Raw genomic sequence first — 26,102 nt, 5'->3', positions numbered from 1 at the left:
GGGGTCAGGGGTCAGGGGTCAGGGGTCAGGGGTCAGGGGTCAGGGGTCAGGGGTCAGGGGTCAGGGGTCAGGGGTCAGGGGTCAGGGGTCAGGGGTCAGGGGAATCGTATAAGATTTCCACACTCCACACTCCACACTCCACACTCCACACTCCACACTCCACACTCCACACTCCACACTCTCCTCACACGCCCGACTTCAACCGCAGCACTTCCGTAATCACCACCTGCGCATCGTCGATGTCCGGGCGCTTGGCCAGGACGTCGTCGATCCAGGTGATCGCCTGCGTGCGGTTCTCGCCCAGTTGGACGAGCACCTCCAGCGCCTCGCGGGCGGCGGAGCGCGACGGCGTCGGGGCGCTCTGTGTCTGGTCCGCCGCACGAAAGGATTTTTCGTCGATGAAGCGGTCCACGCGATCGTGCAGCGACGCGACAATCGTCTCGGCCGTGCGCTTGCCCACCTCCGGCAGCGCCTGAAGCGTCTTGACGTCGCGATCGGCGATCGCCGCTGCGATCTGCGCGCTGGGCATCGCCATCGCCCGCAGCGCCTTGCGCGGCCCGATGCCCTTGACGCTCGTGAACAACTCGAAAAACGCCCGGTCCGACTCCGTGACGAAACCGGCGAGCCGCGGTACGAAACTGCTGCCCTGCGCGGCACCCTCCAGGTAATGGATCGTGTGCAGCGTGATGGGCTGGCCGATGCTCATGCCGAGCCGCGCGGCGGTGAAGGCGGGGACGTAGACGCTGTACGTCAGCCCCGCGCCCGGATCGATCGAAGCGACCGCGCCGGTGAGGGACTCGAGCAAGCCGTGAATCCTGCTGATCATGGCGGTAGTTTAACATCTGCGATGGTGAAGTGGCGAAATGGTGATATCGTGATATGGAGAAGTGGTGGCGGACGCTCTGCAATATCACCACTTCACCATATCACCCCATCACAATTTCCTAGCAAATCGCCCCCGCCAATCCGGGGCGAGCTCCTCGCACGCGACGAGCTTTTCGTAGAACGCCGGATCGGTGTCGGCGTTGAACATCGCGCGCATCGTCGCGGCGACGGTCAACTCGGGATGCGGCCGGTGGACGAGCGTGATCGCATCACCCGCTCGCACGCTTCCGGGGGTCAGCACGCGGAGGTAGAAGCCCGTGTAGCCCGTTTCGTGAATGTACGGCAGCAGGTCGGGACGATCGTGCTTGCGCGCGAGCTTCGAGCACGGCTGTCGCGGCTTGGTGACCTGCACCGCCGCCGACCCGACGCTCAGCGTATCGCCGATCGAGATCACCGTTTCGTCGAGGCCTTCGGTGGTGAAGTTCTCGCCGAAGCTCGGCACGTCGAGCGCCACGCCGAGAAAGTCGCCGACGGGGCCGTAGTGTTCGCGCGGGTACACGCAGATCGCCATGTGCGGCCCGCCGTGATTTTCCCGGTCCGCCTGCCGATCGTCACCGACGTGTTCATGCGACACGGCAACCGGGCCGTCGACCGGCTGCTTGTTGATGGCGGTGGTGTAGCTGTGCCCGCTGTGAACAAGCAGGCGCGGACGGGCGGTGTTGACGCTCAGCACACGCATGGCGTCGACAGTGTAGCATCGATGTCGTGGAAGATTCCGCCTATGCCACGCGCATCCGTGAGCGGCGCATCAGCACGAGCGATCCAAGACCCAGCAGCATCATTGACGTCGGCTCGGGAATCACCGCCGTCGCCGCCGCCCCGCCGGCCAGGACGGAGATTGCATGGGCATTGAGCGTTTCGTCATAGATGGCGATCTCGTCCATGTGTCCGTCGAACTGCTTGGAGGCGCTGACGGCGTCGGAGACCTGCCCGGCGCGGAGGACTTTGGTGGTGATGGTGGAGAAGCTCGAGGCGGTGGTGCCGGAGCGATGGGCGGTGACGTTCACGCCATCGACGTAGAGTTGAAGCCCCGTGGACAGATTCGGCGCGAAGGTGAGCGCGACATGATGCCAGCCGGTATTGGCCAGCACGTTGTTGGAGCCGGACACGCGGGCGTTGCCGACGAGGGCGGCGATGGTGTTGTTGTTGGTCCCGCCGCCCAGCGAATCGTCCTCATCGCGCCAGAACACGAGGGGCTGCCCCGTGGTGAACTGACCGACGGACAGGAAGGTCATGTCCACGGACGTGCTGTCCATCTGAACCCACATCGAAATCGTGAAGTGCGCCAGCCCGTTGAGCGGCCCGCCGCTCGAGCCCAAGTCCAGATAGTGCGCGGCCCCGACGGCGTCGAGGTTCACGGAGTTCGCCGGCGCGCTGGCGTCGCCGGGCGAACCGGCGTTCTCCCAGTCGCCCGTGTTGAAATTGTTGTACGTGCCATCGGAACCGACCGTGGCGTGCACGGCCGCCGACCCGTCCGCATCATCCAGTTCCCACCACGCGACCAAGCTCGCCTTCGCCGAGCCGACACAGATCAGACTCGCCGCACATGCGATCCATACGCGTTGCAACCCATGCATCATGATTTGCTGGCCTCTTCTAAGGATTTGATTTTCCACGCCGTAAGCGGCGCATTTCCCACAACCCGAGTATACCCCCACGATCACCCCGCCGCCAAGCAATAATTGTAGGATTTCTCCGCATTTTTCGGGGTCCGACGCCGTTCACGCGCCGGGTTCATCCGCATCGTCATCATCATCATTCGCTTCACCGTGCGTCATCATCGACACGACCATCCCCGTCGCCAGCGACACGACGATCACCGCCAGACTGAACCATGTCTCGATCGCGACCCAGTGCGAGATGAGCATCTTCACGCCGACGAAGATCAGGATGAACACCAGCGAATACTTGAGCTTCTCGAACCGGTCGAGCACCGCGGCCAGGGCGAAGTACAAGCTTCGCAGGCCCAGCACGGCGAAGACGTTGGACGTGAAGACGATGAACGGCTCGCGCGTCACGCCGAAGATCGCCGGGATCGAGTCCACCGCGAACACCGCGTCCATGCTCTCGACCGCCAGCAGCACGAGCATGAGCGGCGTGATGGCCCGCCGGCCGCCAAGGTGCGAGAAAAAATGATGCCCCTCATAATCGCGCGTCACGGGATAAAACTTCCGCGCCAGTTTCACCAGCGGGTTGCGATCCGGATGGGCATCGGACTCATGCGCGAAGAGCATTTTCAAAGCGGTGACGATCAGCACCGCGCCGAGCACGTATTCGAGCCATTCGAAACGGTTGATCAGCGCCGCCCCGACGCCGATCATCGCCCCGCGCAGGACCAGCGCCCCGAGCACGCCCCAGAAAAGCACGCGATGCTTGAGGGCTTCGGGCACGTGAAAGTACGAGAATATCGCGGCGATGACGAAAATGTTGTCGATGCTCAGCGACTTTTCGATGAGGTAGCCGGACAGGAACTCCATCGCCGCCTGCCGCCCGCCCAGGTCCGTGCCGATGCGTTCGCCGATGCCCAAAAGGTGATAGTCGTACATGAAATAGATGCCGACGTTGAACAAAAGCGACACCGCCACCCACACCGCCGTCCAACCCAGCGACGCGCGCAGACTGATCACCGCGTCCCGGCGATGAAACACGCCCAGGTCCAGCGCCAGCATCCCCAGAATCATCACGATGAAACCGATCCACACGAAGACGGTCATGGCGGGATTGTAGGCCCGGTCGTCCGCCCGCAACGCCCTCGACGCCTCCGGCTGATTCGCCCCATCGCACCGGCGCGCCCGCCCCCCGGTTTTTCGACGCACCGGTGTGCCCCCGTTCACGCCTCAATATCGAGCAATTTCACCCCTGTTTCGGGGTCCCGGCGCGCACCGGACGGTCCGGTGCGCACCGGCGCGGAGGCCCCGGCGCGCCGGTGCGCGATCAATCAAGGACTTACATTCATCGCGCGCGCACGACCGCGTCCGATGCGCCATCGCTGTGCGCAAACCGCGAAACGACGGTGCGCGAAATGGGGCCAACGGCCCCGTCGACCGCTCCCCCGCCGCTCGTCACAACTTCTTCATCGTCGCCATCAGCTTCGCCTCGTCCCACACTTCGACCCCCAGCGCCTGCGCCTTGTCGAGCTTGCTCCCCGCCTCCTCGCCGGCGATGACGAAGTCCGTCTTCTTGGAGACGCTCCCCGACACCTTCGCGCCGAGCCCTTCGAGCTTCTCCTTGAGATCCTCCCGCTTGAAGTGCGCCAGCGTGCCGGTGAGCACGATGGTCTTGCCCTTGAAGGGCGAGTCGGGCGTCGAAGCGCGCTGCTGATACTCCCGGCTTGTCAGGTCCACGCCCGCATCGCGCAGCCCGTGCAGCGTCGCCCGCCCCGCCGCCGAGTGCAGATACTTGTGCAGCGAAGCCGCCACGATCGGCCCGACATCCGGCACTTGCGTCAGCGCCGCCTCCTCCGCCCCCATCAGCGCGTCCACATCCTCAAAATGCATCGCCAGTGTCCGCGCCGTCGCCGATCCGATATGCCGCACGCCCAACGATCCGAGCACGCGCGCCATCCCGCGCTGCTTCGACGCCGCGATGCCTTCGATGACGTTCGCCGCCGACTTCTCGCCCATGCGCTCCAGCCCCGCAAGCTGCTCCGCCTTCAGCGCGTACAGGTCGGCGAAGTGATGCACGAGGTTGTGGGCGAGCAGTTGATCGACGAGCTTCTCGCCCAGGCCGTCGATGTCCATCTGTCCGCGATGGGCGAACCAGATGAGTTTCTCGCGGAACTGCGCGGGGCATTCGGGGTTGATGCAGAAGCGCCCGGTTTCGTCGGCATCGCCGATCGGCTCGTGATTTTCCGCGTCTTTTTCGACTTTTTTGACGCGGTCGGGGTCCATGATGATCTCGACCGGCCCGCCGCACTCGGGGCATTTTTCGGGCGGATGAATCTTCTTCTCGTGCCCGGTGCGCTGGTCCTTTTTGACCTCGACGACCTGCGGGATGATTTCGCCGGCCTTCTCGACGACGACGTGATCGTGAAGGCGGATGTCGAGCTTGGTGATGTAGCCGAAGTTGTGCAGCGTGGCGTGCGAGACGGTGGTCCCGGCGAGTTCGACGGGTTCCATGGTCGCGCGCGGCGTGAGCTTTCCGATCTTGCCCACCTGCCAATCGACTTGCATCAGTTTCGTCGTCGCCTGATCGGGGGCGTATTTGTAGGCGATGCGCCAGCGCGGGGCTTTGCTGGTTTCGCCCAGGGCGCGCTGCTGGTCGAAGCGGTCGATGGTGACGACGACGCCGTCGACGGGGTAGGCCCAGGCGCGGCGCTGCTTGTCGTAGTCGGCGATGTATCGCCAGACCTTGTCCGCATCGTCGAATCGCTCCGTCCCGGCGGTGACGGGCACGCCCCATGACTTGAGCGCTTCGAGGTAGTCGGAAAACGACCCGGCGTGATCGGGTTCGACGATGCCGCGGCTGTGGGCGTAGAAGCGGAGGGAGCGACGGGCGGTGACCTTGGGGTCAAGCTGCTTGAGCGTCCCGGCGGTGAAGTTGCGCGGGTTGGCGAAGAGGGCCTCCCCGGCGGCCTCGCGCTCGGCGTTGATCTTGTTGAAGGTGTCGAAGGTCATGAAGACTTCGCCGCGGATGTCGATCACGTCGGGGACGGGATGTTTTTGTGTGGACTCGAGGGAAAGGGGAATGGCGCGGATGGTTTTGGCGTTGGCGGTGATGTCGTCGCCCCGCCGGCCGTCGCCGCGCGTGACGGCCCGGATGAGTTTGCCCTGCTCATAGCGCAGACTGATCGCCACGCCGTCGATCTTGGGCATGCACACATACCCGATCGCCTCGCCGAAGAGCCCGCCGCCCTCGGCCGCGAGGTTCTTTTCGTTCCGGGCCATCCATTTACGCAGGTCTTGTTCGTCGTAGGTATTGTCGATCGACATCATCGGCGAGGCGTGTTCGACGGTGTCGAAGCCCTCGATGGGTTCGCCGCCGACGCGCTGGGTGGGGCTGTCGGACGTGACCAGTTCGGGGTGGGCGGCTTCGAGGTCTTGCAGCCCCTTGAGCAGGGCGTCGAACTGCTGATCGGTGATCTGCGGCGCGGCCTGAACGTAGTAGAGCCGATTGTGCCGCTCGATCTCCTCGCGCAGCTTCGCCGCTCGCTTGCGTGCTTCATCAAGGTTCGACTTGGACATGGGGGCAGTTTACCACTCCGGCCGCTGGGCTCGAAGGGGGACCATTCGGTTGACTTGCGTCAGAGGGCGTTCCGCCCTCCGACACCTCCCTGATGCAAAAGTCATCAAACCCCGCTCGCCGCCGTCTCTGACCCCTCCCCCTGAAAGGGGGAGGTTGGGTGGGGGTCAAGCGCATCGGCCCGCGTGCGCTTCCTCACGGCGCGGACGCATCATGCGACGAGACCGATGCGCGGGTCACGTGACGCAACATCACCTGAACTGATGCGCCTCACCCTCCCCCCGCCCCTCCCTCGAAGGGAGGGGAGTCCGACCCCTCCCCCGGAAAGGGGGAGGTTGGGTGGGGGTCAAGCGCATCGGCCCGCGTGCGCTTCCTCATGGCGCGGATGCATCGTGCGACTGGAGCGGTTTCACAAATCAAATAGCGTTCCCAACGAGCCGCGACCGTGAGGGAGCGGTCAAGGAACGTCATTGGATGCGGGCTCGACCGCTTGCTGACGTGCGCGGCTCGTCAGGATGCGTGGCTACACATTGATTCAAACCGCTCTTGATTGATGCGCGGGTCACGTGACGCAACATCACTCGAACTGATGCGCCTCACCCTCCCCCTGCCCCTCCCTCGGAGGGAGGGGAGTGGATCACTTCAAAATCTGCAAGCGAGCGGGCGAATCGGTCGATGATGGGCGATATGTCATCGTGCGTCGATCATCAGTCCGTCACGCTGTTTACCGAAGCTTTCGCCGGGGGCGACTTCGAGAAGGCGGACGGGCTTTTGACGGAGATGGGCAAGGCGGTGCCGGGGGAATTGCTCGCGGCGGCGGGTCAGGTGCATCTGCATTTTGGGCGCTGGCGTGAGGCGGCGAAGTTGTTGGGTCGGATCATCAATCCGACGCCGACGGATCAGCTTCATCGCACATTCGCGCGGAACATGGGGGCGATGGCGGAATATCGACCGGCCCTGTGCGAGCGGCTGGCCGGTGCGACGCCCGAGGCGCGTTTTCAGATCGCCGCCACGCCGTCCGGGCGGCCGACGATTCTGTACACCCCTCCCGTCGGTCCGCCGACGATCCTCAGCCCGGACAACGATCCGCTCGGGGCGGTCGAAACCTCGCTCCGCAAGCTCGCGACCGCCTTCGAGAAGGGGCAGACGATCGGCGTGTACGGGTTCGGCGACGGGTATCTCGTCGCGGCGCTGGCGCTCAAGGCCCCGCAGCTCACGCTCACGCAGCAGCAGGCGGTGCACATCATCGCCGCCGAAGCGCAACATGTGCGCCTCGCCCTGTCGATGCACGACTACACCGGCCCGGACGGTCCGATCGCGCAGCAGCGCTTTCACTGGTGGGTCGGCGAAGACTGGGCGGAGCAGATGCGCGATGCGATGCTCACGGAGCCGCAGATTCCTTTTCCGCAGATGTGCATCACGCACGGCAAGCAGGGCGACCTGATCGAAACGCAGCTTGTCAAAGTCGGCGAGGCGATCAGCGCCCCGGCGCTGGCGGTGCAGTCCCAGTTGGATGAATACTACCGCGACCTTGACGCCGGGGAACTGGCGGCGGCGTTCAGCGAGCATCCGCTGCGGACCCCGCGAGCGCTGATCATCACGTCGCGTTTCACGACGGTGCTTCAGTACGCCGCGCGGGACACGGTCGCCGCGCTGCAGTCGCTCGGATGGAGCGCGCATCTGCTCATCGAAAAGCGCGATGACTATCAGATCACCGGGTCGGCGGTGCAGCGGGCGGTCAGCGATCTTAAGCCGGACATGGTGTTCGTCATCGATCACCTGCGCGTCGAGTACCCGAAGGTGTTCCCGGCGAATCTGCCGTGGGTCTGCTGGATTCAGGATCATTTGAGCAATCTGACGAACCGGGCGGCGGGCGCGTCGGTGACGAAGCGCGACTTCGTGCTCACGCCGTTCGCCCCGCTGTACGCGCAGCGGCACGGGTATCCGATGCGCCAGTGCATCCCGCTGGGCAAGCTCACGCGGATTCCGCAGCGGCCGGAGACATGGGCGAGCGATGGCGATGACCTGGCGTTCGTGTCGCATGCGTCGCAGACGCCGCCGGCGATGGTCGAGCGCATGCTCGATGCGGCGAAGCATGACCCCTTGGGTCAGAAGCTCATCGCGGCGGCGAGCGAGCGGATGATCGATCTGTACGAGCGGGGGCAGAGTCTGCCGACGCCGCTCGATGTGCGTCTGCTGCTTGACGAGACGCAGCGTGAGACGGGGATGTTCATCCCCGATCCCGACACGCGGCACTTCGTCATCGACATGCTTTTCACGCAGCTCAACAATTTGCTCTACCGGCAGCAGGCGTTGACGTGGTTCGCCGACGCGGCGGACGAGATGGGTTTGTCGCTGGCGCTGTACGGGTCGGGGTGGCGGGATCATCCGCGCTTCGGCAAGTACGCGCGGGGGCCGATCGATTATGGGCAGCCCCTTGAGGAAATGACGCGGAAGACGAAGATCAACTTGCAGATCGTGCCGTTCTTTTGTCTGCATCAGCGGCTGCTGGACGGGTTGGCGGCGGGCGGGTTTTTTCTCGTGCGGTCCGGGCCGTACGACACGGTCGGACCGGCCCTGCTGGCGTTCCTGGCCGATCATCTGCCCGAGCATGTCGACAGCGTCGAGGAGGCCCGCCGGCTCATCGATGCGTCGCAGCGCGAGGCGCTGGAGCAGCATCTTGAAAGCGCGGCGGTGTTCGCGGAGCGCGGCGATCCGGTGGGGATCGTGCAGTCGTGGCGGCGGGCGGGGTGGCTAAAGCCGCATCAACCGGCGCTGCCGCGCTTTGATGAGGTGAGCTTCGATGCGCCGTGGTGTGTTCGGTCGCATCTGGCGCGGTTCATTCATGATGAAGGCGCCCGCCGCGCGATCGCGGAGGCGCAAAGGCAGGCGGTCGAACAACGCCTCAGCTACACGACGGGCATGCAACGGGTGACCCGGCAGATCGGGCGACTGATTGAAAGCGAAAATCGATGAACCGCCGAGACGCAGAGAACGCAGAGAATGACCATCAGGCAGAAGATGATTCTGTCGCCTCTCTCCGCGTCCTCGGCGTCTCGGCGGTCAACCCTTCCGGAAAATAACATGCGACTCAGCTATGTGATCATCACCTGGAATCGTCGCGAGCGTCTGCTGGCGACGTTGGAACATTTGCGCGACAGCACGCCGCTGTCGAGTGCGAATTTTGAGACGTTCGTCGTGGACAACGCTTCGACGGACGGCTCGGCGGACGCGGTGGCCCGGCGTCATCCGGAGGTGAAGCTCATCCGGCTCGGGCGCAATGAGGGCATGGCGGCGCGGAATCACGCCATCGTCCGCGCGGCCGGGGAGTATGTGACGATCCTCGACGATGACAGCTACCCGGTGGACGATGCTCTGATCCGGGCGATGCGGTACATGGACATCCGACCGCAGACGGCGGGCGTGTGCGGACGCGTGGTGCTGCCGAGCGGGAAGCTCGAGGCGTCCGCGCTGCCGAGCGTGATGATCGGCTGCGGCACGGTGCTCCGCCGCACGACGCTCGAGCAGGTCGGCCACTTCGCCCCCGAATTTTTCCGGCAGGCGGAGGAATACGACCTGACCTTCCGCCTCGCCCGGGCGGGTTACCGCATCGAGCGATTTGAAGACATCGTCTTCCGTCACGACAAGCATCCGGGCGGGCGGTCGAGCGCACTGACGCTGCGGATGGACCTGCGGAACAATCTGATTCTCACGTCGCGCTACTTGCCGGCGGAGCTGCGGCGGATGTACGCGGCGGATTGGACGCAGCGCTACGCTGCGCTGGCGGCGCATGCGAAGATGTCGCGCGTGGCGAAGTCGGCGAAGCGCGAAGCGCGGCTCTGGGAATGGCGCACCGCCTTCGCCGGTCGGCGGGTGCTTGATGACATGGCGCTCGAATCGATGCTCGAACTGGAGGCACAGGCGACGCTCGTCGACGCCTTCACCCGCCTGCACCATCTGCGCGACGTCGTCATCGCCGACCTGGGCAAGAATATCCACGCCACCTGGCAGGCCTGTCAGCGGAGCGGTCTGCGGGTCAAGGCCATCGCCGAGAATCATCCGGCTTTTTCCTCGCTGACCTACCGCGGCGTCGCGGTGCGGACGGACGCGGTGGCGATGAGTACGGACCCGGAGGCGATCATCGTCTCGAACATCAATCCGGCTCAGGTCGAGCGGCGGGTCGATGCCCTGCGCGAACAGTACAAGGTGCCGGTGCTGGCGCTGTGGAAGCCGCGCACGTTGAGCGCGCCGGCGCGCGATACGAAACCGCAGGAGACGATGCGCGATGCCGCTGCCTGAATCGCGACACTATCGCCCCGATGAGCGGCTCGTGATGTCGATCGAGCTGACGAATGTGTGCAATTACCGTTGCCCGTTCTGCCCGCAGGCGTATCAGCATCTGCCCAATCAGCCCGCCGGCTCGCCCTACAACCGCAAACCCGGCATGATGAGCCGGGCGGTGTTCGAACGCACGCTCGCCGAGGCCCATCGCGTCGCGCGCACCGTCGAGCTGGGCTTCTTCGGCGAGCAGACGCTGCACCGTCACTACATCGAATTCATCGAAAAACTCGGCAAACCGCGGCCCTTCGGCGTCGAGCTCAATACGAACATCTCCATGCTGACCAAACCCATGATGCAGGCATGGATCGATGCGCAGATCGACCTGGTGCGATTGAGCGTCGACGCCGTGACGCCGCAGGTGTATGACCATGTGCGCCCCGGTCTGATCCGCGACTTCGAGGGCAGAAACGTCCCGCCCGATCGGCGCATGGCGGTCATCAATGAGAAGATTCACCACTGGCTCAGTCTCGCTGATCATCGCCCGACGCGGATCGTCTTCGTCAAAAGTTCGCACAACGAAGGCGAGCGCGAGAGGTTCATCGACTACTGGCAGCCCCACCTGGGCGAGCGCGATGTCATCCTCATGAAACAGGTGCTCAGCTACGGCGGCAAGATCACCGACCCGATGATCGAAGCGGGGCGATGCAATGTGTGGAACGTGCGCTACCTCGTCGTCGACTGGTCGGGGCGGGTGAGCCCGTGCAATCTCGACACGAACATGGACCTTTGGCTGGGGAGTCTCATGGACGACTCCGTCGATGCGCTCTACCACGGCGAAAAGGCGCAGTCGCTGCGTCAGCGGACGGGTTGCGGCAATGATCTGACGCCGTGCCGGACATGCAAGGATGCGAACAACTGGTCGAAGAACGAGCAGTTCCGTTCGATCGCACTGCCGATCGCGATGTGAGGGGAAGCGCGGGGCGTTGCCCCGCCGCTAAACGGGAGACAATCTGATTCATGCGTGGCGGAAGCGCTTTCGATACGCGAGCGGGGTCATGCCGGTTTCGGTGCTGAAGCGTTTGGTGAAGTGGGCCTGGTCGCAGAAGCCGGTCGCGGAGGCGATTTCCGAAACGGGCCGCGCGGTGGTGTTGAGCAGGCGTTGGGCGGCCTGAATGCGCAGGGAGAGAATGAACTGTTTGGGCGTGATGCGGAAGATCTGCACGAAGCGGCGATTGAAATGCGTGAGCGAGATGCCGGCGAGCGCGGCCAGATCGCTCATGCGCAGCGGCTCGGCGAAGCGGGCTTCGAGATGACGAATGACGGGCGTCAGCTCACGGAAATGATGCGACGTGTCGCCGGGCGTTTCGATGCGGTACATCGCGCCCACGAGGCCGATCACCTGTCCGCGCTCGTCGAAGATCGGGACCTTGGAGCAGACGTACCAGTTGGGCACGCCGCGGGCGTTGGGCACGAGCCAGACCTGTCCCTCGGCGGGCTGACCGCTGCTCATGACGCGCTGGTCCTCGGCAATGTAGGCCTCGGCGTGCAGCGGGGTGTGGAAGTCGCGATCGCACTGCCCGAGCAACGTCTCCAGCGACACGCCGCCGTGGTGTTCGAGAAATCGCGCGTTGGCGTGGACGATGCGGCTTTTCGTATCTTTGGCAAAAAAGCACACGTCGGGCAGGTGGTCGAAAATGCCCATGATGTGCTTCGCCACCGGGTATTTTGCGAAAAACGCCCGTCCGAACGCCTTGCCTCGGGAAATGGGGGTCATGGGCGGATTTTACAAAATTTGTCGTCGTCGATGCAAGAACAATTTCGCGCGGATGCCTTCAATGACGGATGCGATCCAGAGGTCTCTTCATCGTCGGGGCGATTCTTTGCGTCCTTCTCATCCCGCACCTGGCCGCGCGCGGCGAGGCGACCATCGACTTCGACCGCGATGTGCGGCCGATCCTCTCGGACAAATGCTTTTTCTGCCACGGCCCGGACCGCGCGCACCGCAAGGCCGACCTGAGACTCGACACGCACGAGGGCGCGCTGGCCAAACTCAAGGACGGCTACGCCATCGTGCCCGGCAAGCCCGACGCCAGCGAACTGGTCCGCCGCATCAACACGACCGACCGCGACGACCTGATGCCCCCGCCCGATTCGGGGCGCACGCTCACCGATGCGCAGAAGAAGACGCTCACGCAATGGATCACGCAGGGCGCGGCCTGGGCGGAGCACTGGTCATTCGTCCCGCCGGTGCATCACGAGCCGCCGGCGGTCAAGCGCGCGGACTGGGCGCGCAATCTCATCGACCGCTTCGCGCTGGCGAAGATGGAGGAAGCGGGCGTCGCCCCGTCGCCGGAGGCGGACAAGCGTACGCTGATTCGGCGCGTGACGATGGACCTGACGGGCTTGCCGCCGACGCGCGACGAAGTCGCCGCGTTTCTCGCCGACGATTCGCCGCAGGCGTATGACAAGCTCGTCGATCGGCTGCTGGCGTCGCCGGCGTACGGGGAGCACATGGCATGGACCTGGCTGGACGAGGCGCGTTATGCCGACAGCAACGGGTATCAGCAGGACGCGACGCGGACGATGTGGCCGTGGCGCGATTGGGTGGTCAAGGCGTTCAATGAGAACATGCCCTTCGATCAGTTCACCGTCAAGCAGATCGCCGGCGATCTGCTGCCGAACGCCACGCTCGAGGACCGCCTCGCCACCGGCTTCAACCGCAATCACATGCTCAACGGCGAAGGCGGACGCATCCCCGAGGAATCGCGCGTCGATTACGTCGTCGATCGCGTCGACACCACGGCGACGGTCTGGCTGGGGTTGACGCTCGGCTGCGCCCGCTGTCACGATCACAAGTACGATCCGTTCACGCAGGTCGAGTTCTATCAGCTTTATGCGTATTTCAACAACATCGACGAGTCGGGCGCGGTGGATGCGGGCGGCAATGCCCGGCCGGTGATGTCGATACCTACGCCGCAGCAGCAGGAAAAACAGGCGGCACTACAGAAAGACCTCGCCGCCGCGCAGCAGCGGCTCGACGCGGCGCTGGCCGACAAGACCGCGCCGCCGCAGACGTGGATCGATCAACAGATCGAAGCGATCAAGTCGATCGAAGGCGACGCGAAGTGGGCCGTGCTGCATCCGACGAGCGCGACGTCGAAGAACGGGCAGACGATGCACATCGAACCCGACGACTCCGTTTACGTCAACGGCGTCAATCTCGAGAAGGACGTTTACACGCTGACGCTCGCCACGGATGCGAAGAACATCCGCACGCTGCGCCTCGAAGCCCTGCCGCGCGAGGAGTTCACGCATCACGGGCTCGCCCGCTCCGACAGCGGCAACTTCGTGCTCACCGAAATCGAAATCAGCGAAGGCGGCAAACCCGTCAAAATCACCGGCGGGCAAGCGGATTTTGAGCAGTCGGGGTTCCCGGTGGCAAGTGCGTTCGACGGCAAGTCGGAGACGGGATGGGCGGTGAACAGCCCGAAGATCAACACGCCGCGCACGGCTCAGTTCGCGCTGGGCCGCACCATCGTCGGCGGACCGGGCACGACGCTGACCCTCGTGCTCAAACACGAATCGCCGCACAAGCATCACAACATCGGCCTGTTCCGCCTGTCGGTGTCGTCCAAGCCGATCGGCCAGCCGAGCGTCGAACTTCCGGCAGCGGTGAAGGACACGCTATTGGCGGCAGAGCGCACGGCGGATCAGACAGCGGCGCTGACGAAGTATTACCACGATCTGCGGGCTCAGCCGGTCAAGGATGAGATTGACGCGATCCACAAGAAGATCGAGGCGGCGGAGCGATCGAGCATCAGCGTCATGGTGATGGCGGAGCGGAAGGAGCCGCGGGAGGCGCATGTGCTGATCCGCGGAGCGTATGACAAGTACGGCGAGCCCGTGCATCCGGGCGTGCCCGCGCGGCTCAATGCGTTACCGAAAGATGCACCGTCGAATCGGCTGGCGCTGGCGAAGTGGCTCGTCGATCCGGCGAACCCGTTGACGGCGCGCGTGACGATCAATCACTACTGGCAGCAGTTTTTCGGCATGGGGCTGGTCAAAACGACCGAGGACTTCGGCTCGCAGGGCGAGCGGCCGAGCCATCCGGAGCTGCTCGACGAGCTGGCGGTTCAGTTCGTCGAAAGCGGATGGAACGTCAAGGCGATGCACCGGATGATCGTCACGTCGGCGACGTACCGGCAGTCCTCGCGCGTGACGGAAGCGATGGTGGAGCGCGATCCGGAGAATCGATTGCTGACGCACGGGCCGCGGTATCGCTGGCCGTCGCAGGTCTTGCGGGATCAGGCGCTTTCGCTGGGGGGATTGCTCAACGCGCAGATGGGCGGGCCGGGCGTGCGGGCGTATCAGCCGCCGGGTTTGTGGGAGGATTTCAGCTTCGGGAAAATCAGGTATGAGCAGGACCACGGCGCGGCGCTGTATCGGCGATCGCTGTATCTGTTCTGGCGGCGGACGATCGCGCCGACGACGCTGTTCGATACATCGTCGCGGCAGGTGTGCATGGTGAGGCAGCGACTGACGAATACGCCGCTGCATGCGCTGACGCTGCTCAACGATCCGGCGTACGTCGAGGCGGGGCGTGCGGTGGGCGAGCGCATGATGCACGAAGGGGGACCGACGGCGAAGGCGCGGATGGCATGGGGTTTTGAACTGGTGACGGGACGGGCGCCCACGGCGGAGGAAGCGTCGGTGCTTTACGAGGGATTTGAGCGCACGCTCGCCCAGTACCGCGCGGACCCGACGGCGGCGGAGCAGCTTCTTTCCATCGGCGAATCGAAGCCCGATGCGAAACTCGATCCGGTCGAACTGGCGACGTACACGACGATGGGCAACACGCTTTTGAACCTCGACGAAGTGATCAACAAGGAGTGACGCGATGGGCCCGGAAGCATTTGCTCAGCGACACCTTTTGGACATGACCCGTCGGCATTTTTTCGGCGCGGCGAGCACGGGGATCGGCACGGCGGCGTTGGCGTCGCTCTTCGCGCGCGAAGGTTTGGCGGCGCCGTCGAGCACCTCGACGGGATATCGCGGTCTGCCGGGTCTGCCGCACTGGGCGCCAAAGGCCAAGCGCGTGATCTATCTGTTTCAGTCGGGGGCGCCGTCGCACATCGACCTGTTCGAGAACAAGCCCGAGCTGGTCAAGCGGCGCGGGGAGGATCTGCCGGACTCGGTGCGGATGGGGCAGCGATTGACGACGATGACGGCGGGGAAGCCGACGAAGTTATTGCCGGCGATCAAGCCGCTCAAACAGTATGGGCCGGGCGGGATGTGGCTGAGCGATTTGCTTCCGCACACGGCTGCGAACGCGGATAAGCTGTGTTTCATCCGCTCGATGCACACGGATGCGATCAACCATGCGCCGGCGACGACATTCTGTCTGACGGGGGCGGAGCAGCCGGGCCGGCCGAGCATGGGGGCGTGGCTCAGTTACGGGCTGGGCTCGACGAACGACAATCTGCCGACGTTCTGCGTCATGACTTCGCGGGACAAGGAAGCGTCCTGCGGGCAGCTCTTTTTCGATTTCTACTGGGGCAGCGGATTCTTGCCGTCGCGGTATCAGGGCGTGCAGTTCCGCGGGGCGGGCGACCCGGTGCTGTATTTGTCGGACCCGACGGGACTGAAGCGAGCCATTCGTCGGGGTCAGCTTGACGATCTGGCCCGGCTCAACACGATCCGGCAGGACGCGGTGGGCGACCCGGAGATCACGACACGCATCGCGCAGTACGAAATGGCGTACCGCATGCAGACGTCGGTGCCGGCGCTGACGGACATCACGACGGAGCCGAAGCACATTCTGGAAATGTACGGCCCGGACGTGCATCGGCGGGGTTCGTTCGCGCAGAACTGCCTGCTGGCCCGCCGGCTCGCGGAGCAGGGCGTGCGTTTCGTGCAGCTCATGCATGCCGGTTGGGACCAGCACAAGAACCTCTTCACGCAGCTCGCCATTCAGTGCCAGGACACCGATCAGCCCTCCGCGGCACTGGTGCGCGATCTGGAGCAGCGCGGGCTGCTCGACGACACGCTGGTCATCTGGGGCGGCGAATTCGGACGGACGGTTTTCAGCCAGGGCGATGTGAACAAGACCGACGGCACGGGGCGCGATCATCACCCGCGCTGTTTCACCCTCTGGATGGCCGGCGGCGGGGTCAAGCCCGGTTACGTGCACGGCTCGACCGACGACTTCGGCTACAACGTCGCCACCGACCCGGTGAGCGTCTACGACCTTCAGGCCACGATCCTGAACCTCTTGGGCATCCATCACGAAAAGCTGACCTATCAGTACCAGGGCCGGCACTTCCGGCTGACGGACGTTCACGGCGCGTCGGTCGGGGCGGTGATGAGCTGAGCCGTTCCACCACCAGCGTGGACAAGAGTGAACTCTCAATGGCCAAGCGGTCACGTCGCAAAACGAAGATTGCTAAGCCGCAAGCGACTTGACGAGGACGCGAGAGAGGAAATTCAGAGCATTCAATTAAGGCCTCTGAATAACCACCAAGGCACCAAGAACGCCAAGATGAAATCAGGGTTTTGAACTCAACAACGCATTCCTTGGTGACCTTGGCGCCTTGGTGGTTCAATTTTTCAGAGGTCCCAATTGTTTATTCGACGGCCCGTAAGGTTTGCCCGTCGGATGCTGTATCTTGGCGGCGGGATGCGCTGCGCCCCGGGGGCGGCGGCGACCGCGGAGATTGTAAATGGCGGTTGACAATGAATTTGCGACCACACTTGCCCGGTTTCAGCATCGGATTTACGCCTATGCGCTGATGCTGACGGGCGAGCCGGGGGCGGCGGAGGAAGTGGTGCAGCAGGTGAATGTGGTGCTCTGTGCGAAGGCGGACGACTTCGTGCGGGGGACAGATTTCATGGCCTGGGCGGCGGCGACGGTGCGCTTCGAGGTCAAGGCCTTCCGCACCAAACAGAGCCGCGACCGGCATGTGTTTGACGCCGCCACATTCGACATCCTCGCCGCCGAAGCGGACGCGAATTTGTCCGGGCTCGACGAGACCACGGCCGCGCTGCACCAGTGCATCGAACGGCTGAGCGATCGGCAGCGTGCGATTCTCCGCCGGCGGTATTTCGACAACGAAGTCGTCGCGCACATCGCCGACGCCATGAGCATGACCGCCAACGCCGTCGATCAATCACTGTTCCGCATTCGCAAAGCGCTGGCCAAGTGCGTCGAGGCGCGACTGAACGGGGGCCGATCATGACCATCGCCGCCCATGACGTGGACCATTGGCAGCAGCGGATCTCCGCGCTGCTCGACGGCCGACTCGATGACGAGGCGCGGCGTCAGCTCGATGCGGCGCTGCGCGATGATCCGGCGGTGCGGGCGGCGTACTTTGCCATGATGATGCTGCACTGCGGCATGCGGCGGAGCGCCATCGCGGCGGCGCCGACGACTACCGCGGCCGACGCCACGCCGGCGGGTTGGACCGTCGGGCGATGGGCCGTGTGCGCCGCGGCGGCGTGCGTGATGCTCGGCGTGCTGGCGGCGATCAGCGTGGTCAGCCAGCGCGATGCTGCGCCGGCGCGGAGCGGTGATGCGGCCGGCGCGGTTCCGCATGTGGCGATTCTCTCGGACCTCTCGGACGATGCGCGTTTCGATGCGTCGGCCGGCGCGATGAACCTCGGCAGCGAACTGACGATCGGCCCGATTCGACTCGCCGCCGGTCATGCGCAGGTGATGTTCACCTCCGCCGCCGTCGTCGACCTGACCGGGCCTTGCGAATTTGAAATGACCGGACCCAATCGCGCACGTCTCATCTCCGGTCGCATCGACGCCTACGTCCGCCCCGAAGCGCGCGGGTTCGCCGTCGACCTGCCCGGCGGGGCCAAAGCCATCGACCTGGGCACGCGCTTTTCCGCTCAGACCCTCCCCGCCGGCGAATGCCAGGTGCGCGTCACCGAAGGCCGCGTCATGCTCGAAATCACCGGCGGAAGTTCTGCGTACACCCTGCGACCGGACTTCATCGCGACTCTCGCCGCCGACGGCTCCCTCCGTTCGCTCCGCACCGACTTCACCTACGTCAACGCCACCGCCGGACCCGGCGGCAATACCGTCAACATCGCCGACGGCCTGACGACGACCTGGTCCAATGACAACGCCAACGCCGGCGCGAGCCGCATCAATACGGACCGTCTCTGGGGCTCGTCGCCGCTGGAGCAGGGCTTCGACGCGATGCCCAACGCCATGGTCTGGGAATCGTCCTCCTATACCGAGGACGCCCCCGCCATTCGCACGACCGTCAACGGGCTCGACGATGGAACCTACGAAGTCTTCCTCCTCTGGGCATCGAACACCACGCAACCCGCCGCCGCCTGGCCCCTTCGCGCCCGGCTCCCCGGCAGCAACGTCTACAAGACTTTCGCCGCCAATGGCGACATCATCGAAACCAACAAAATCGGCCTGCACCTGTGCCGCGCCCCGCTCGGCAAAGTCACCGGCCGGTCGCTGAGCGTCGAAGTGGACGACGTCCCGCACGTCGCCCGAGCACGCTACCTCGGCTTCGCCTACCGCCGCGTCTTCGAACCGTCGACCGGCCTTTCCGAAGACCGCATCCAAACGCCGATCCGTTCGTCCGCAAAATCCGTCACGGATGTTCCGTCACTGGAGAAAAACGACTGAAGGTCCCGCACAAAAGGAATGGAACATTGAATCACGCTTTAACCGTCCGACTCCTGACCGCTCTGGTGATCGCATCCGCCCTCGCCGTCGACGCCCGCGCGGCTCTCATCCTGCACTACACGATCAATTCCTCGACCGTGCACACCAACATCGTCGACGACGTCAGCGCCACGCAGATCAGCGATGGATACCGCAGCGGCGGCGGCAGCTTCGCACTCACCACCGACCACCTCGGACAGGCCAACGAAGCCCTCGTCGTCTCCGCCAACAGCATCGCCGTCGACAACTCCAACGGCGGCATCAGCACCGGCGGCTCCGGGACCTTCACCATCGCCATGTGGTACAAAGGCACCGGCACCGGCTACCTCTTCGATCAGCTCTCCACCCGATTCGTCTGGTCCCTGAACACCAGCACCAGCGGCGACGCCAACGACGGCGGGGCCGCATCGGGCATCGGCGTCCATTGGAACGGCACCTGGTACAACTCCGGCGTCACCACCGGCTTCAATGACAACGCCTGGCATCACATCGCCCTCGTGCTCGATAACGACGGCTCCAATTCCTTCTTCAGTATCTACCTCGACGGATCGGCGATCGACGTCAACCCCGCCTCCGCCGGCGTGCAGACCACCCGCGCCATCACCGGCATCGCCAATCTCACCACGCAGGCGAGCAACTTCACCCAGCGCCTCGCCAGCGCCTACAACGGCACCGTCGTCACCGCCGGCTCCTACGATGACATCCGAATCTACAACACCGCGCTGAGCGCCACCGAGATTCACAACCTGGTCATCACGATCCCCGCCCCCGCCGCGCTGCCCGCCGGGCTGGCGCTGTTGTTGGCGATGACCCTCACGCGCCGTCGTGACTGAACAACCCGAAGCTCAGGAAGGGCCCTCCCTGAGCTTTCCGCAGGAGATGAAACATGAAAACCCGCATGAACCGACTTCTGATCCCCGTCGCGATGATCGCACTGACCGCCTCCTCCGGCGCCCGAGCCGCCAGCGTCACATGGAACGGCGGCAGCGCCGCCAATGACTTCTGGTCCACCGGCGGGGCCGGCGGCAACTGGTCCGGCTCCGCCGCGCCCGGCTCGGGCGATGACGCGATCTTCGGCGACACCGACGCCGCCGCCAATTCCTCCACCGTCAACAACATCGTCGACGCCAACCGCACGATTCGATCGCTGCGATACGCGCCCACCTCCTCCTCCAACTGGCAAAACACCCAGATCAACACCGGCGTCACGCTCACCGTCAACGGCACCGACGGCACGCGCTCGTTCGGTCTCAGCGCCGCCATCGCCGGACCGCAGGTCACGCAGGTCACCATCTCCGGCGGCGGAACTTTCGCCATCAACAGCTCCGCCAACATCCGCATCGGTGAGGGCGGAAGCACGCTTTCCAACACCGGCATCCTCGACATGAGCGGACTGGCCGTCTTCACCGCCAACACCGGCACGGGCAGCTTCATCGTCGGACCCCAAGGCACGTCGGCCGCCGCCGCCCCGTGGACCGTCAAGTTCGCCGCCGCCAGCACACTCACCACCACCGCACTCCAGCTCGGCGGCACCACCCCGGCCACCGACACCAGCACCCTCAAGCTCGGCTCCGGCACCCAGATCATCAATGCCAACACCATCAACCTCGGCTCCGCCCCCTCCGGCGGCAACCGCGGGTCCGGTGAAATCTCCTTTAATACCACCACCGGCACGCTCAAAATCCGCACCGCCGCGGACACCGTCAACGGGCGCGCCGACCTCAACGTCGCCAACGTCACCAACGTCACCGGCTCCCTCATCACCGGACTCTTCGATGTCGCTGGCCACGCCGCCGACCTCCGGCTCAACAACCTCAACGTCGGCAACCGTGTCCTGGCCTCCGCCAACACCGGCACGCTCGCCACGTCCGGCACCTTCAGCTTCGACAACGGAACCCTCGACGTCACCGCCGTCTCGATGGGCAAACGCACCAACGTCAACAACGCCAACGGCGTCACCGCCGTCCTCAACATCGGCGGCGGCATCGCCAACATCGGCTCCATCTCCATGGGCCAGAACTCCGGCACCGTCGGCACCGGCGCCGCCAGCGCTACCCTCAACCTCACCGGCGGCAACGTCACGCTCGCCGGCAACATCTCCCGACCCGCCTCCACCGGAACCGTCAGCTCCATCATCAATCTCGATGGCGCATCCCTGAACATGGCCGGCTTCGCCATCGGCGGCTCCGATGCGATCACCTTCAACGCCAAGTCCGGAACCCTCTCCAACCTCGGCGCCCTCAACAGCGGCGGAACACTCACCAAGTCCACCAGCGGTACGCTCATCCTCACCGGCACCAACAACTACGCCGGTCAGACCCTCGTCACCGCCGGAACGCTCCTGGCCAACGGAACCAACACCGGCTCCGGCGCCTTCACCATCCAGTCCGGCGCGACGCTCGGCGGGTCGGGCTCCATCGCCGCCGCCGTCACTGTCGATAGCGGCGGCAAACTCGCCCCCGGAAACTCCCCCGGCATGCTCACCCTCGGCAGCACCCTCGACATCTCCGGAGCCCTCAGCAACGCCTCCCCCTCCATGCTCTTTGAACTGGGCTCCACCAGCGACAAGGTCGTCCTCACCTCCGGCATCCTGACCATCGGTTCGGGTCTGCTGAATTTCGACGACTTCGCCTTCACCCCCGTCACCGGCTTCGGCCCGGGCGTCTACACGCTCTTTGACACCGCTCAGACCATCAGCGGCACGCTCGGCTCGAGTCTCACCGGCACCATCGGCGCGTTCAGCGCCACGCTCTCAACAGCCAACGCCAATCAGGACGTCATCCTCACCGTCGTCGCGGTCGTCCCCGCGCCGATGGCGCTGCCCGCCGGTCTGGGTCTGATGGCGCTGCTCGCGATGCGCCGTCGCAAATAGCGGCGACCCAACGTGTCGCGCGTCGCGCCGCTTGTTGAGCGGCGGCTACGGGATTCAACCATGCGTCCTCGCGCGTTCAGTCTGATCGAACTGCTCGTCGTCACGGTGATCATCGCGGTGCTGGCGGCGATACTTGTGCCGGCCCTGAAGCGAGCCCGCTTCGTCGCGCGCGAAACGGTGTGCGCGTCGAACGATCGGCAAATGGTCGTCGCGATGCTCCGCTACGCGGCGGACTTTCAGGGTTGGTATCCCACCATCCCGATCAACGCCTCCATCGGGCTTAACCCATGGGGCTGCAATCCGCAGTTTCTGCCGATGCTCGGCAAGTACGGCGCGGGATGGGAACTGTGGGGCTGCCCGCTGAGGCCGCTCACTTCGGGCTGGTCGCCGTTCCGTCCGCAGTACAACGTGCCGCAGAGCGTGCTCGATACGCACGATGACAACGCCATCGCCGCCGCCATGCAGTACAACGCCACGCTGACGATCGGGCAGTTCCTGTATTGGGTCCCCACCAAGTGCAACAACGGCTACGAGCCGCACAATCGCGATCCGGTCACCGGCGTCTTCGATGTGCAGGCCACCGATGACTGGCCCACGCGCGTCAGCCAGCTCGGCAAAGGCGGCCATCCGCTCATCTCCGACCTGCTTTACATCTATCCGCTCGAAGGCCCGTCCACCGCACGCGACTTGATCCGCGGCGGACACGCCTACGACACCGGCCGCGTCTCCGCCGTCGGAGGCGTCGAGTCGATCAACGCCGCCTATCCCGATGGTCACGCCGAACATCGAACCTTCGACGACTTCGCCCTCCGACAGTCCCAGCAGTGGTACGTGTTTTACTGACGACCGGCGGAACGTTCGTGTTAGAATCATCCCCGAGGAACCCGGCGACAAGGCCGGGCAAGAGCGTTTCACGATCGTTCCCGTTCAGGCGTCGGAGACACCGCGATGAAAACGCTGATGCCTTGCATATGCGTCGTCGGCTTGGTCATGTCGCTGGCGCTGGCTCCCGCCGTCCGCGCGGAGGATCTTCCCGAAGGGCCGGGTTTGGCGGCGATGTATCCGGGCGATGTCGGCATTGCGAACGATCCGCATGTGGTGCTTGCGGAGGATTTCGAGGAGGACGACCTGGCGGCGATGGCGCGGCGTTGGAGCGATGTGAGCAATCGCGATCTAAAGCCGATGCGGTTCATCGATGACGCCCCGCCCGGCGGCAAGGGTCATCACGCCCTGCAAATCTCCGCCGACGTGACGCACGACACCGGCGGACATCTTTACACGCAGCTATCGCGCGGCCTCGATGTCGCTTTCGCGCGCTTCTATGTGAAGTTTCCCGACGATGCCGGATATGTGCATCACTTCGTACACCTGGGCGGGTATCGGCCGGCGACGAACTGGCCGCAGGGCGGCGCGGGCGTTCGGCCGCGCGGCGATGATCGTATCACCGTCGGCATCGAACCCTTCGGTCAAAACGGACGCGTGCCCCCGCCGGGCGAATGGAACTTCTACGCATACTGGCATGACATGAAAATCTCCGGCGATGGCAAATACTGGGGCAACGGTTTGCGTCCCGTGACTCCCGCCGCCGTGCCGCACGGGCGATGGCAATGCGTCGAGTTCATGATCAAGCTCAACACGACCCCCGACAGCCGCGACGGCGAACTGGCCCTCTGGCTCGACGGAAAACTCACGGCGCATTTTGCGAAGGGCGCGCCGCGCGGCCGATGGACCGGCGAGGGCTTTTCGCTGTTGCCCGATGACGAGGCCGACGCGGCGCCCTTCGAGGGATTCAATTTCCGAACGAATACGGACCTGAAAGTGAATTTTTTCTGGTTGCTGCACTACGTCACGCCGGAGAACCAGAAACGCAACCGCGTGAACCATCCCGAGTCGCCGGTCCGCGTGCAATTCGATCACATCGTCGTCGCCGACCGGTACGTCGGTCCGTTGGAGCCGATGGCGGGTCCGGCGTCAAAATGATCGAACGAATGCCGAAGGTGGGAATCGAACCCACACGGGGGGTGAGCCCCAACGGATTTTGAATCCGTCGCGTCTGCCAATTCCGCCACTTCGGCCGTTGGGGCAGATTCTAGTTTCGCCGACATCACGCGGCAAATCCGCCTGATCCATCCGAAGCGCGGGGACTTAAGTCCCCGCGCCCACATCAACATGCTCCCCGCTCGCCGCCGACGCCAGCCCCGCTTCGAGCACCTGCATGCAGCGCCAGCCGTCCTCAAAATCCGGCTTGATCCCCCCGCCGCGCGTGATCGCATGCACGAAATCCACCACCGCGTGCGTGAACTCATGCTCATACCCGATCATGTGACCCGGCGGCCACCACTGCTTCATGTACGCATGCACCGGCTCGGTCGCGATGATCGTCCGAAACCCGTGCGCGTCCGCCGAATCCTTCCGATCGAAATATTGCAGTTCGTTCATCCGCTCCAGGTTGAACGCCACCGCGCCTTCGGAGCCGTAGATTTCGAACGTGTTGAAGTTCTTGCGCCCCAGCGCGAAGCGCGATGACTCGAACGAGCCGAGCGCGCCGTTGGCGAATTGAACCGTCATGAACGCCGCATCATCGACCGTCACTTCGCCCTTCGGTCCGCCCTTGACGCCCTCGGCGAACGCCGTCGCTCCTTTGGGCGGCAGCGGGCGCTGGCGGATGAAATGACTCGTCATCGCGCTGACGCGCGTGATGTCGCCCACGAGGAAGCGCGCCAGATCGACGCTGTGCGAATTCAAATCGTAATGCGGCCCGGCCCCGGCGTGCTCCTTCTGCAATTGCCACGTCAATGGGAAATCCGGATCGACAATCCACGACTGAAGATACGCCCCGCGCCAGTGAAAAATCCGCCCGATGCGACCGTCGTCGATCATCTTTTTCGCGAGCATCACGGCCGGGCATCGACGGTAATTATGATTCACGTAATGCACGACCCCCGCCGCTTTCGCCGCCTCGTACATCCGCCGCGCTTCGTCGCTCGACAGGGCGAACGGCTTTTCGCAGAACACATGCTTGCCCGCCTGCGCCGCGGCGATGGCGATCTGGCAATGCGTCGCCGTCGGCGTCGACACGTCGATGATGTCGATGTCGTCGCGCTCCACGACCTGCCGCCAGTCCGTCGAAGTTTCCTGCCATCCCCACCGATCCGCGAACGTTTCGAGCGGCTCGCGCGACCGGCCGCAGATGACTTTCGTCACCGGCGCCGCATCGAGATCGAAGTACAGCGGCGCGTTCCGCCATGCCTGCGTGTGGGCCTTGCCCATGAAGTTGTAGCCGATCATCCCGACGTTGAGCGTTTTGGATGCCACGATCATCGCTTCCTTATGCATCTGTTCATGCGAATCAGTCGTGCGAGCGTAACGGCAACGCTTGGTCATGACAATCCGTGCGCCCGGCGGCGGTCTTTCTTGCGGCCGGCGAATCGACGGCGGTACGCCTCGGGCGTCTGCCCCAGATGTTTGCGGAAGAGCTTGACGAAGTGGCTCGCGTCGAAAAAGCCCGTCCGCTGCGCGATGTGTTCGAGGCCCATGGGCGTCTCGCTGAGCAGGCGGCAAGCCGCGTTGATCCGCACCTGCCGCACATAGCGCGCCGGGGTGAATCCGAACTGCGCCTTGAACCGCCGCACGAACTGGCTCACGGAAAGGTGCGCCAGCGCCGCCAGGTCCGCGATGTGAATGGTCGAAGCGAAATGCTCGCTCACGTGCGCGATCACGCCCGCGAACTGCTGATATGGCCCGAGCACTGACCCGCTGCCGGCGATGTCCTGCATCACGCCCGCGATGCCGATCGCCTTGCCGCTTCGATCCACGAGCGGCGTCTTGGTCGACATGAACCAGCGCACCACACCCGATGCGTCCGGCACGAGCCAGACACGATCGGCGATCGTCCGCCGCGCCTTTGCGACCTCGCGATCCTCCGCCACGTACTGGTCCGCCAGCTCCGGCCGAAACAGGTCGTAATCCGTCCGCCCGATGATCTGCCGATCCTGCGTCACGCCCAGCATCCGCCTCAGCGCCCTGTTCATGTGCATGAAGCGGCCGGCGTCGTCCTTGATGTAGAAGAAGACCGTCGGCAGGTGATCGTACAACGCCGCGATCGCTCCCGCGTCGGACAATCGGGCGAAGAACCGGCGACGAAGAACCTCGGTCGATGTCGCCATGATGCGCCGATTATACCACAGGTGG

At 64.6% G+C, this 26,102-nt stretch carries 19 protein-coding genes, 1 tRNA gene and 1 pseudogene; 12 read left to right on the top strand and 9 right to left on the bottom strand.

Annotation, left to right across the window (positions count from 1 at the left end; genetic code table 11):
* Positions 1-219 (top strand): hypothetical protein (locus GC162_11040; GenBank protein MBI1369173.1); only part of this gene is annotated, 219 nt, incomplete at its 5' end.
* Here the strand turns inward: GC162_11040 and GC162_11035 are convergent.
* The 5 genes from GC162_11035 to ligA all read right to left on the bottom strand — a co-directional run bounded on the left by GC162_11035 (position 185) and on the right by ligA (position 6,068).
* Entirely contained in the window at positions 185-826 is a 642-nt protein-coding gene (locus GC162_11035) for a hypothetical protein (GenBank protein MBI1369172.1), read from the bottom strand. The two genes, GC162_11040 and GC162_11035, sit on opposite strands and share 35 nt — an antisense overlap.
* Before the next feature lie 108 nt (positions 827-934).
* Positions 935-1,564 carry an MOSC domain-containing protein gene (locus GC162_11030; protein ID MBI1369171.1) on the bottom strand — a complete coding sequence of 210 codons (630 nt, stop codon included), beginning with the start codon at positions 1,562-1,564 and terminating at the stop codon, positions 935-937.
* A 40-nt stretch (positions 1,565-1,604) separates the two neighbouring features.
* Positions 1,605-2,465, bottom strand: coding sequence for a PEP-CTERM sorting domain-containing protein (locus tag GC162_11025; GenBank protein ID MBI1369170.1), 861 nt, complete (start codon positions 2,463-2,465; stop codon positions 1,605-1,607).
* A 141-nt stretch (positions 2,466-2,606) separates the two neighbouring features.
* Positions 2,607-3,599, bottom strand: coding sequence for a TerC/Alx family metal homeostasis membrane protein (locus tag GC162_11020; protein MBI1369169.1), 993 nt, complete (start codon positions 3,597-3,599; stop codon positions 2,607-2,609).
* Positions 3,600-3,947: 348 nt separating this feature from the next.
* Complete coding sequence (gene ligA / locus GC162_11015) at positions 3,948-6,068, bottom strand: NAD-dependent DNA ligase LigA (GenBank protein ID MBI1369168.1); 2,121 nt, start codon at positions 6,066-6,068, stop codon at positions 3,948-3,950.
* A gap of 685 nt (positions 6,069-6,753) precedes the next feature.
* On the opposite strand from ligA, the gene GC162_11010 reads away from it, so the two are divergent.
* Genes GC162_11010 through GC162_11000 form a run of 3 tightly spaced genes read left to right on the top strand, consistent with a single transcriptional unit; the run spans position 6,754 to position 11,314 of the window.
* Positions 6,754-9,042: a hypothetical protein gene (locus GC162_11010; GenBank protein ID MBI1369167.1), complete on the top strand. Its 2,289-nt coding sequence runs from the start codon at positions 6,754-6,756 to the stop codon at positions 9,040-9,042.
* Positions 9,043-9,069: 27 nt separating this feature from the next.
* Positions 9,070-10,365, top strand: coding sequence for a glycosyltransferase (locus GC162_11005; protein ID MBI1369166.1), 1,296 nt, complete (start codon positions 9,070-9,072; stop codon positions 10,363-10,365).
* Complete coding sequence (locus GC162_11000; protein MBI1369165.1) at positions 10,352-11,314, top strand: radical SAM protein; 963 nt, start codon at positions 10,352-10,354, stop codon at positions 11,312-11,314. Before GC162_11005 ends, GC162_11000 begins: the two co-directional genes overlap by 14 nt.
* Before the next feature lie 48 nt (positions 11,315-11,362).
* Here the strand turns inward: GC162_11000 and GC162_10995 are convergent, their stop codons facing one another.
* On the bottom strand, positions 11,363-12,121 hold the full coding sequence (locus GC162_10995) for a helix-turn-helix domain-containing protein (GenBank protein MBI1369164.1): 759 nt from the start codon (positions 12,119-12,121) through the stop codon (positions 11,363-11,365).
* A gap of 68 nt (positions 12,122-12,189) precedes the next feature.
* Between GC162_10995 and GC162_10990 the strand changes: the two genes are divergently transcribed.
* The 8 genes and pseudogenes from GC162_10990 to GC162_10955 all read left to right on the top strand — a co-directional run bounded on the left by GC162_10990 (position 12,190) and on the right by GC162_10955 (position 23,891).
* Positions 12,190-15,240: a DUF1549 domain-containing protein gene (locus tag GC162_10990; protein MBI1369163.1), complete on the top strand. Its 3,051-nt coding sequence runs from the start codon at positions 12,190-12,192 to the stop codon at positions 15,238-15,240.
* Between the two features lie 43 nt (positions 15,241-15,283).
* A complete protein-coding gene (locus GC162_10985; protein MBI1369162.1) occupies positions 15,284-16,717 on the top strand; it encodes a DUF1501 domain-containing protein in 1,434 nt (477 codons plus the stop codon).
* 349 nt (positions 16,718-17,066) lie between these two features.
* Complete coding sequence (locus GC162_10980; GenBank protein ID MBI1369161.1) at positions 17,067-17,582, top strand: sigma-70 family RNA polymerase sigma factor; 516 nt, start codon at positions 17,067-17,069, stop codon at positions 17,580-17,582.
* A 1,111-nt stretch (positions 17,583-18,693) separates the two neighbouring features.
* Positions 18,694-18,966, top strand: a pseudogene (locus GC162_10975) (hypothetical protein).
* 60 nt (positions 18,967-19,026) lie between these two features.
* A complete protein-coding gene (locus GC162_10970; protein ID MBI1369160.1) occupies positions 19,027-19,872 on the top strand; it encodes a hypothetical protein in 846 nt (281 codons plus the stop codon).
* Positions 19,873-19,925: 53 nt separating this feature from the next.
* On the top strand, positions 19,926-21,911 hold the full coding sequence (locus tag GC162_10965; GenBank protein MBI1369159.1) for a hypothetical protein: 1,986 nt from the start codon (positions 19,926-19,928) through the stop codon (positions 21,909-21,911).
* Between the two features lie 60 nt (positions 21,912-21,971).
* Positions 21,972-22,754, top strand: coding sequence for a prepilin-type N-terminal cleavage/methylation domain-containing protein (locus GC162_10960; protein MBI1369158.1), 783 nt, complete (start codon positions 21,972-21,974; stop codon positions 22,752-22,754).
* Between the two features lie 105 nt (positions 22,755-22,859).
* Positions 22,860-23,891 carry a hypothetical protein gene (locus tag GC162_10955; GenBank protein ID MBI1369157.1) on the top strand — a complete coding sequence of 344 codons (1,032 nt, stop codon included), beginning with the start codon at positions 22,860-22,862 and terminating at the stop codon, positions 23,889-23,891.
* A gap of 9 nt (positions 23,892-23,900) precedes the next feature.
* Here the strand turns inward: GC162_10955 and GC162_10950 are convergent.
* From GC162_10950 to GC162_10940, 3 genes are all read right to left on the bottom strand, one after another.
* Positions 23,901-23,986, bottom strand: a tRNA-Leu gene (locus GC162_10950).
* Positions 23,987-24,056: 70 nt separating this feature from the next.
* On the bottom strand, positions 24,057-25,232 hold the full coding sequence (locus tag GC162_10945) for a gfo/Idh/MocA family oxidoreductase (protein ID MBI1369156.1): 1,176 nt from the start codon (positions 25,230-25,232) through the stop codon (positions 24,057-24,059).
* A gap of 59 nt (positions 25,233-25,291) precedes the next feature.
* Positions 25,292-26,077, bottom strand: coding sequence for a helix-turn-helix domain-containing protein (locus GC162_10940; protein MBI1369155.1), 786 nt, complete (start codon positions 26,075-26,077; stop codon positions 25,292-25,294).
* Positions 26,078-26,102 lie beyond the last annotated feature (25 nt).

The organism is Planctomycetota bacterium (assembly GCA_016125255.1).
In the GTDB taxonomy this organism is placed as follows: Bacteria; Planctomycetota; Phycisphaerae; order Phycisphaerales; family Zrk34; genus RI-421.
The sequence above is the reverse complement of the archived record's forward strand: the minus strand, read 5'-3'. Positions and strand labels throughout refer to the sequence as shown.

Bases quoted from the DNA above. Each gene is read 5' to 3' on its own strand.
- GC162_11035 (MBI1369172.1), bottom strand. From the start codon at position 826: ATGATCAGCAGGATTCACGGCTTGCTCGAGTCCCTCACCGGCGCGGTC.
- GC162_11030 (MBI1369171.1), bottom strand. From the start codon at position 1,564: ATGCGTGTGCTGAGCGTCAACACCGCCCGTCCGCGCCTGCTTGTTCAC.
- GC162_11025 (MBI1369170.1), bottom strand. From the start codon at position 2,465: ATGATGCATGGGTTGCAACGCGTATGGATCGCATGTGCGGCGAGTCTG.
- GC162_11020 (MBI1369169.1), bottom strand. From the start codon at position 3,599: ATGACCGTCTTCGTGTGGATCGGTTTCATCGTGATGATTCTGGGGATG.
- ligA (MBI1369168.1), bottom strand. From the start codon at position 6,068: ATGTCCAAGTCGAACCTTGATGAAGCACGCAAGCGAGCGGCGAAGCTG.
- GC162_11010 (MBI1369167.1), top strand. From the start codon at position 6,754: ATGTCATCGTGCGTCGATCATCAGTCCGTCACGCTGTTTACCGAAGCT.
- GC162_11005 (MBI1369166.1), top strand. From the start codon at position 9,070: ATGACCATCAGGCAGAAGATGATTCTGTCGCCTCTCTCCGCGTCCTCG.
- GC162_11000 (MBI1369165.1), top strand. From the start codon at position 10,352: ATGCCGCTGCCTGAATCGCGACACTATCGCCCCGATGAGCGGCTCGTG.
- GC162_10995 (MBI1369164.1), bottom strand. From the start codon at position 12,121: ATGACCCCCATTTCCCGAGGCAAGGCGTTCGGACGGGCGTTTTTCGCA.
- GC162_10990 (MBI1369163.1), top strand. From the start codon at position 12,190: ATGCGATCCAGAGGTCTCTTCATCGTCGGGGCGATTCTTTGCGTCCTT.
- GC162_10985 (MBI1369162.1), top strand. From the start codon at position 15,284: ATGACCCGTCGGCATTTTTTCGGCGCGGCGAGCACGGGGATCGGCACG.
- GC162_10980 (MBI1369161.1), top strand. From the start codon at position 17,067: ATGGCGGTTGACAATGAATTTGCGACCACACTTGCCCGGTTTCAGCAT.
- GC162_10965 (MBI1369159.1), top strand. From the start codon at position 19,926: ATGAAAACCCGCATGAACCGACTTCTGATCCCCGTCGCGATGATCGCA.
- GC162_10960 (MBI1369158.1), top strand. From the start codon at position 21,972: ATGCGTCCTCGCGCGTTCAGTCTGATCGAACTGCTCGTCGTCACGGTG.
- GC162_10955 (MBI1369157.1), top strand. From the start codon at position 22,860: ATGAAAACGCTGATGCCTTGCATATGCGTCGTCGGCTTGGTCATGTCG.
- GC162_10945 (MBI1369156.1), bottom strand. From the start codon at position 25,232: ATGATCGTGGCATCCAAAACGCTCAACGTCGGGATGATCGGCTACAAC.
- GC162_10940 (MBI1369155.1), bottom strand. From the start codon at position 26,077: ATGGCGACATCGACCGAGGTTCTTCGTCGCCGGTTCTTCGCCCGATTG.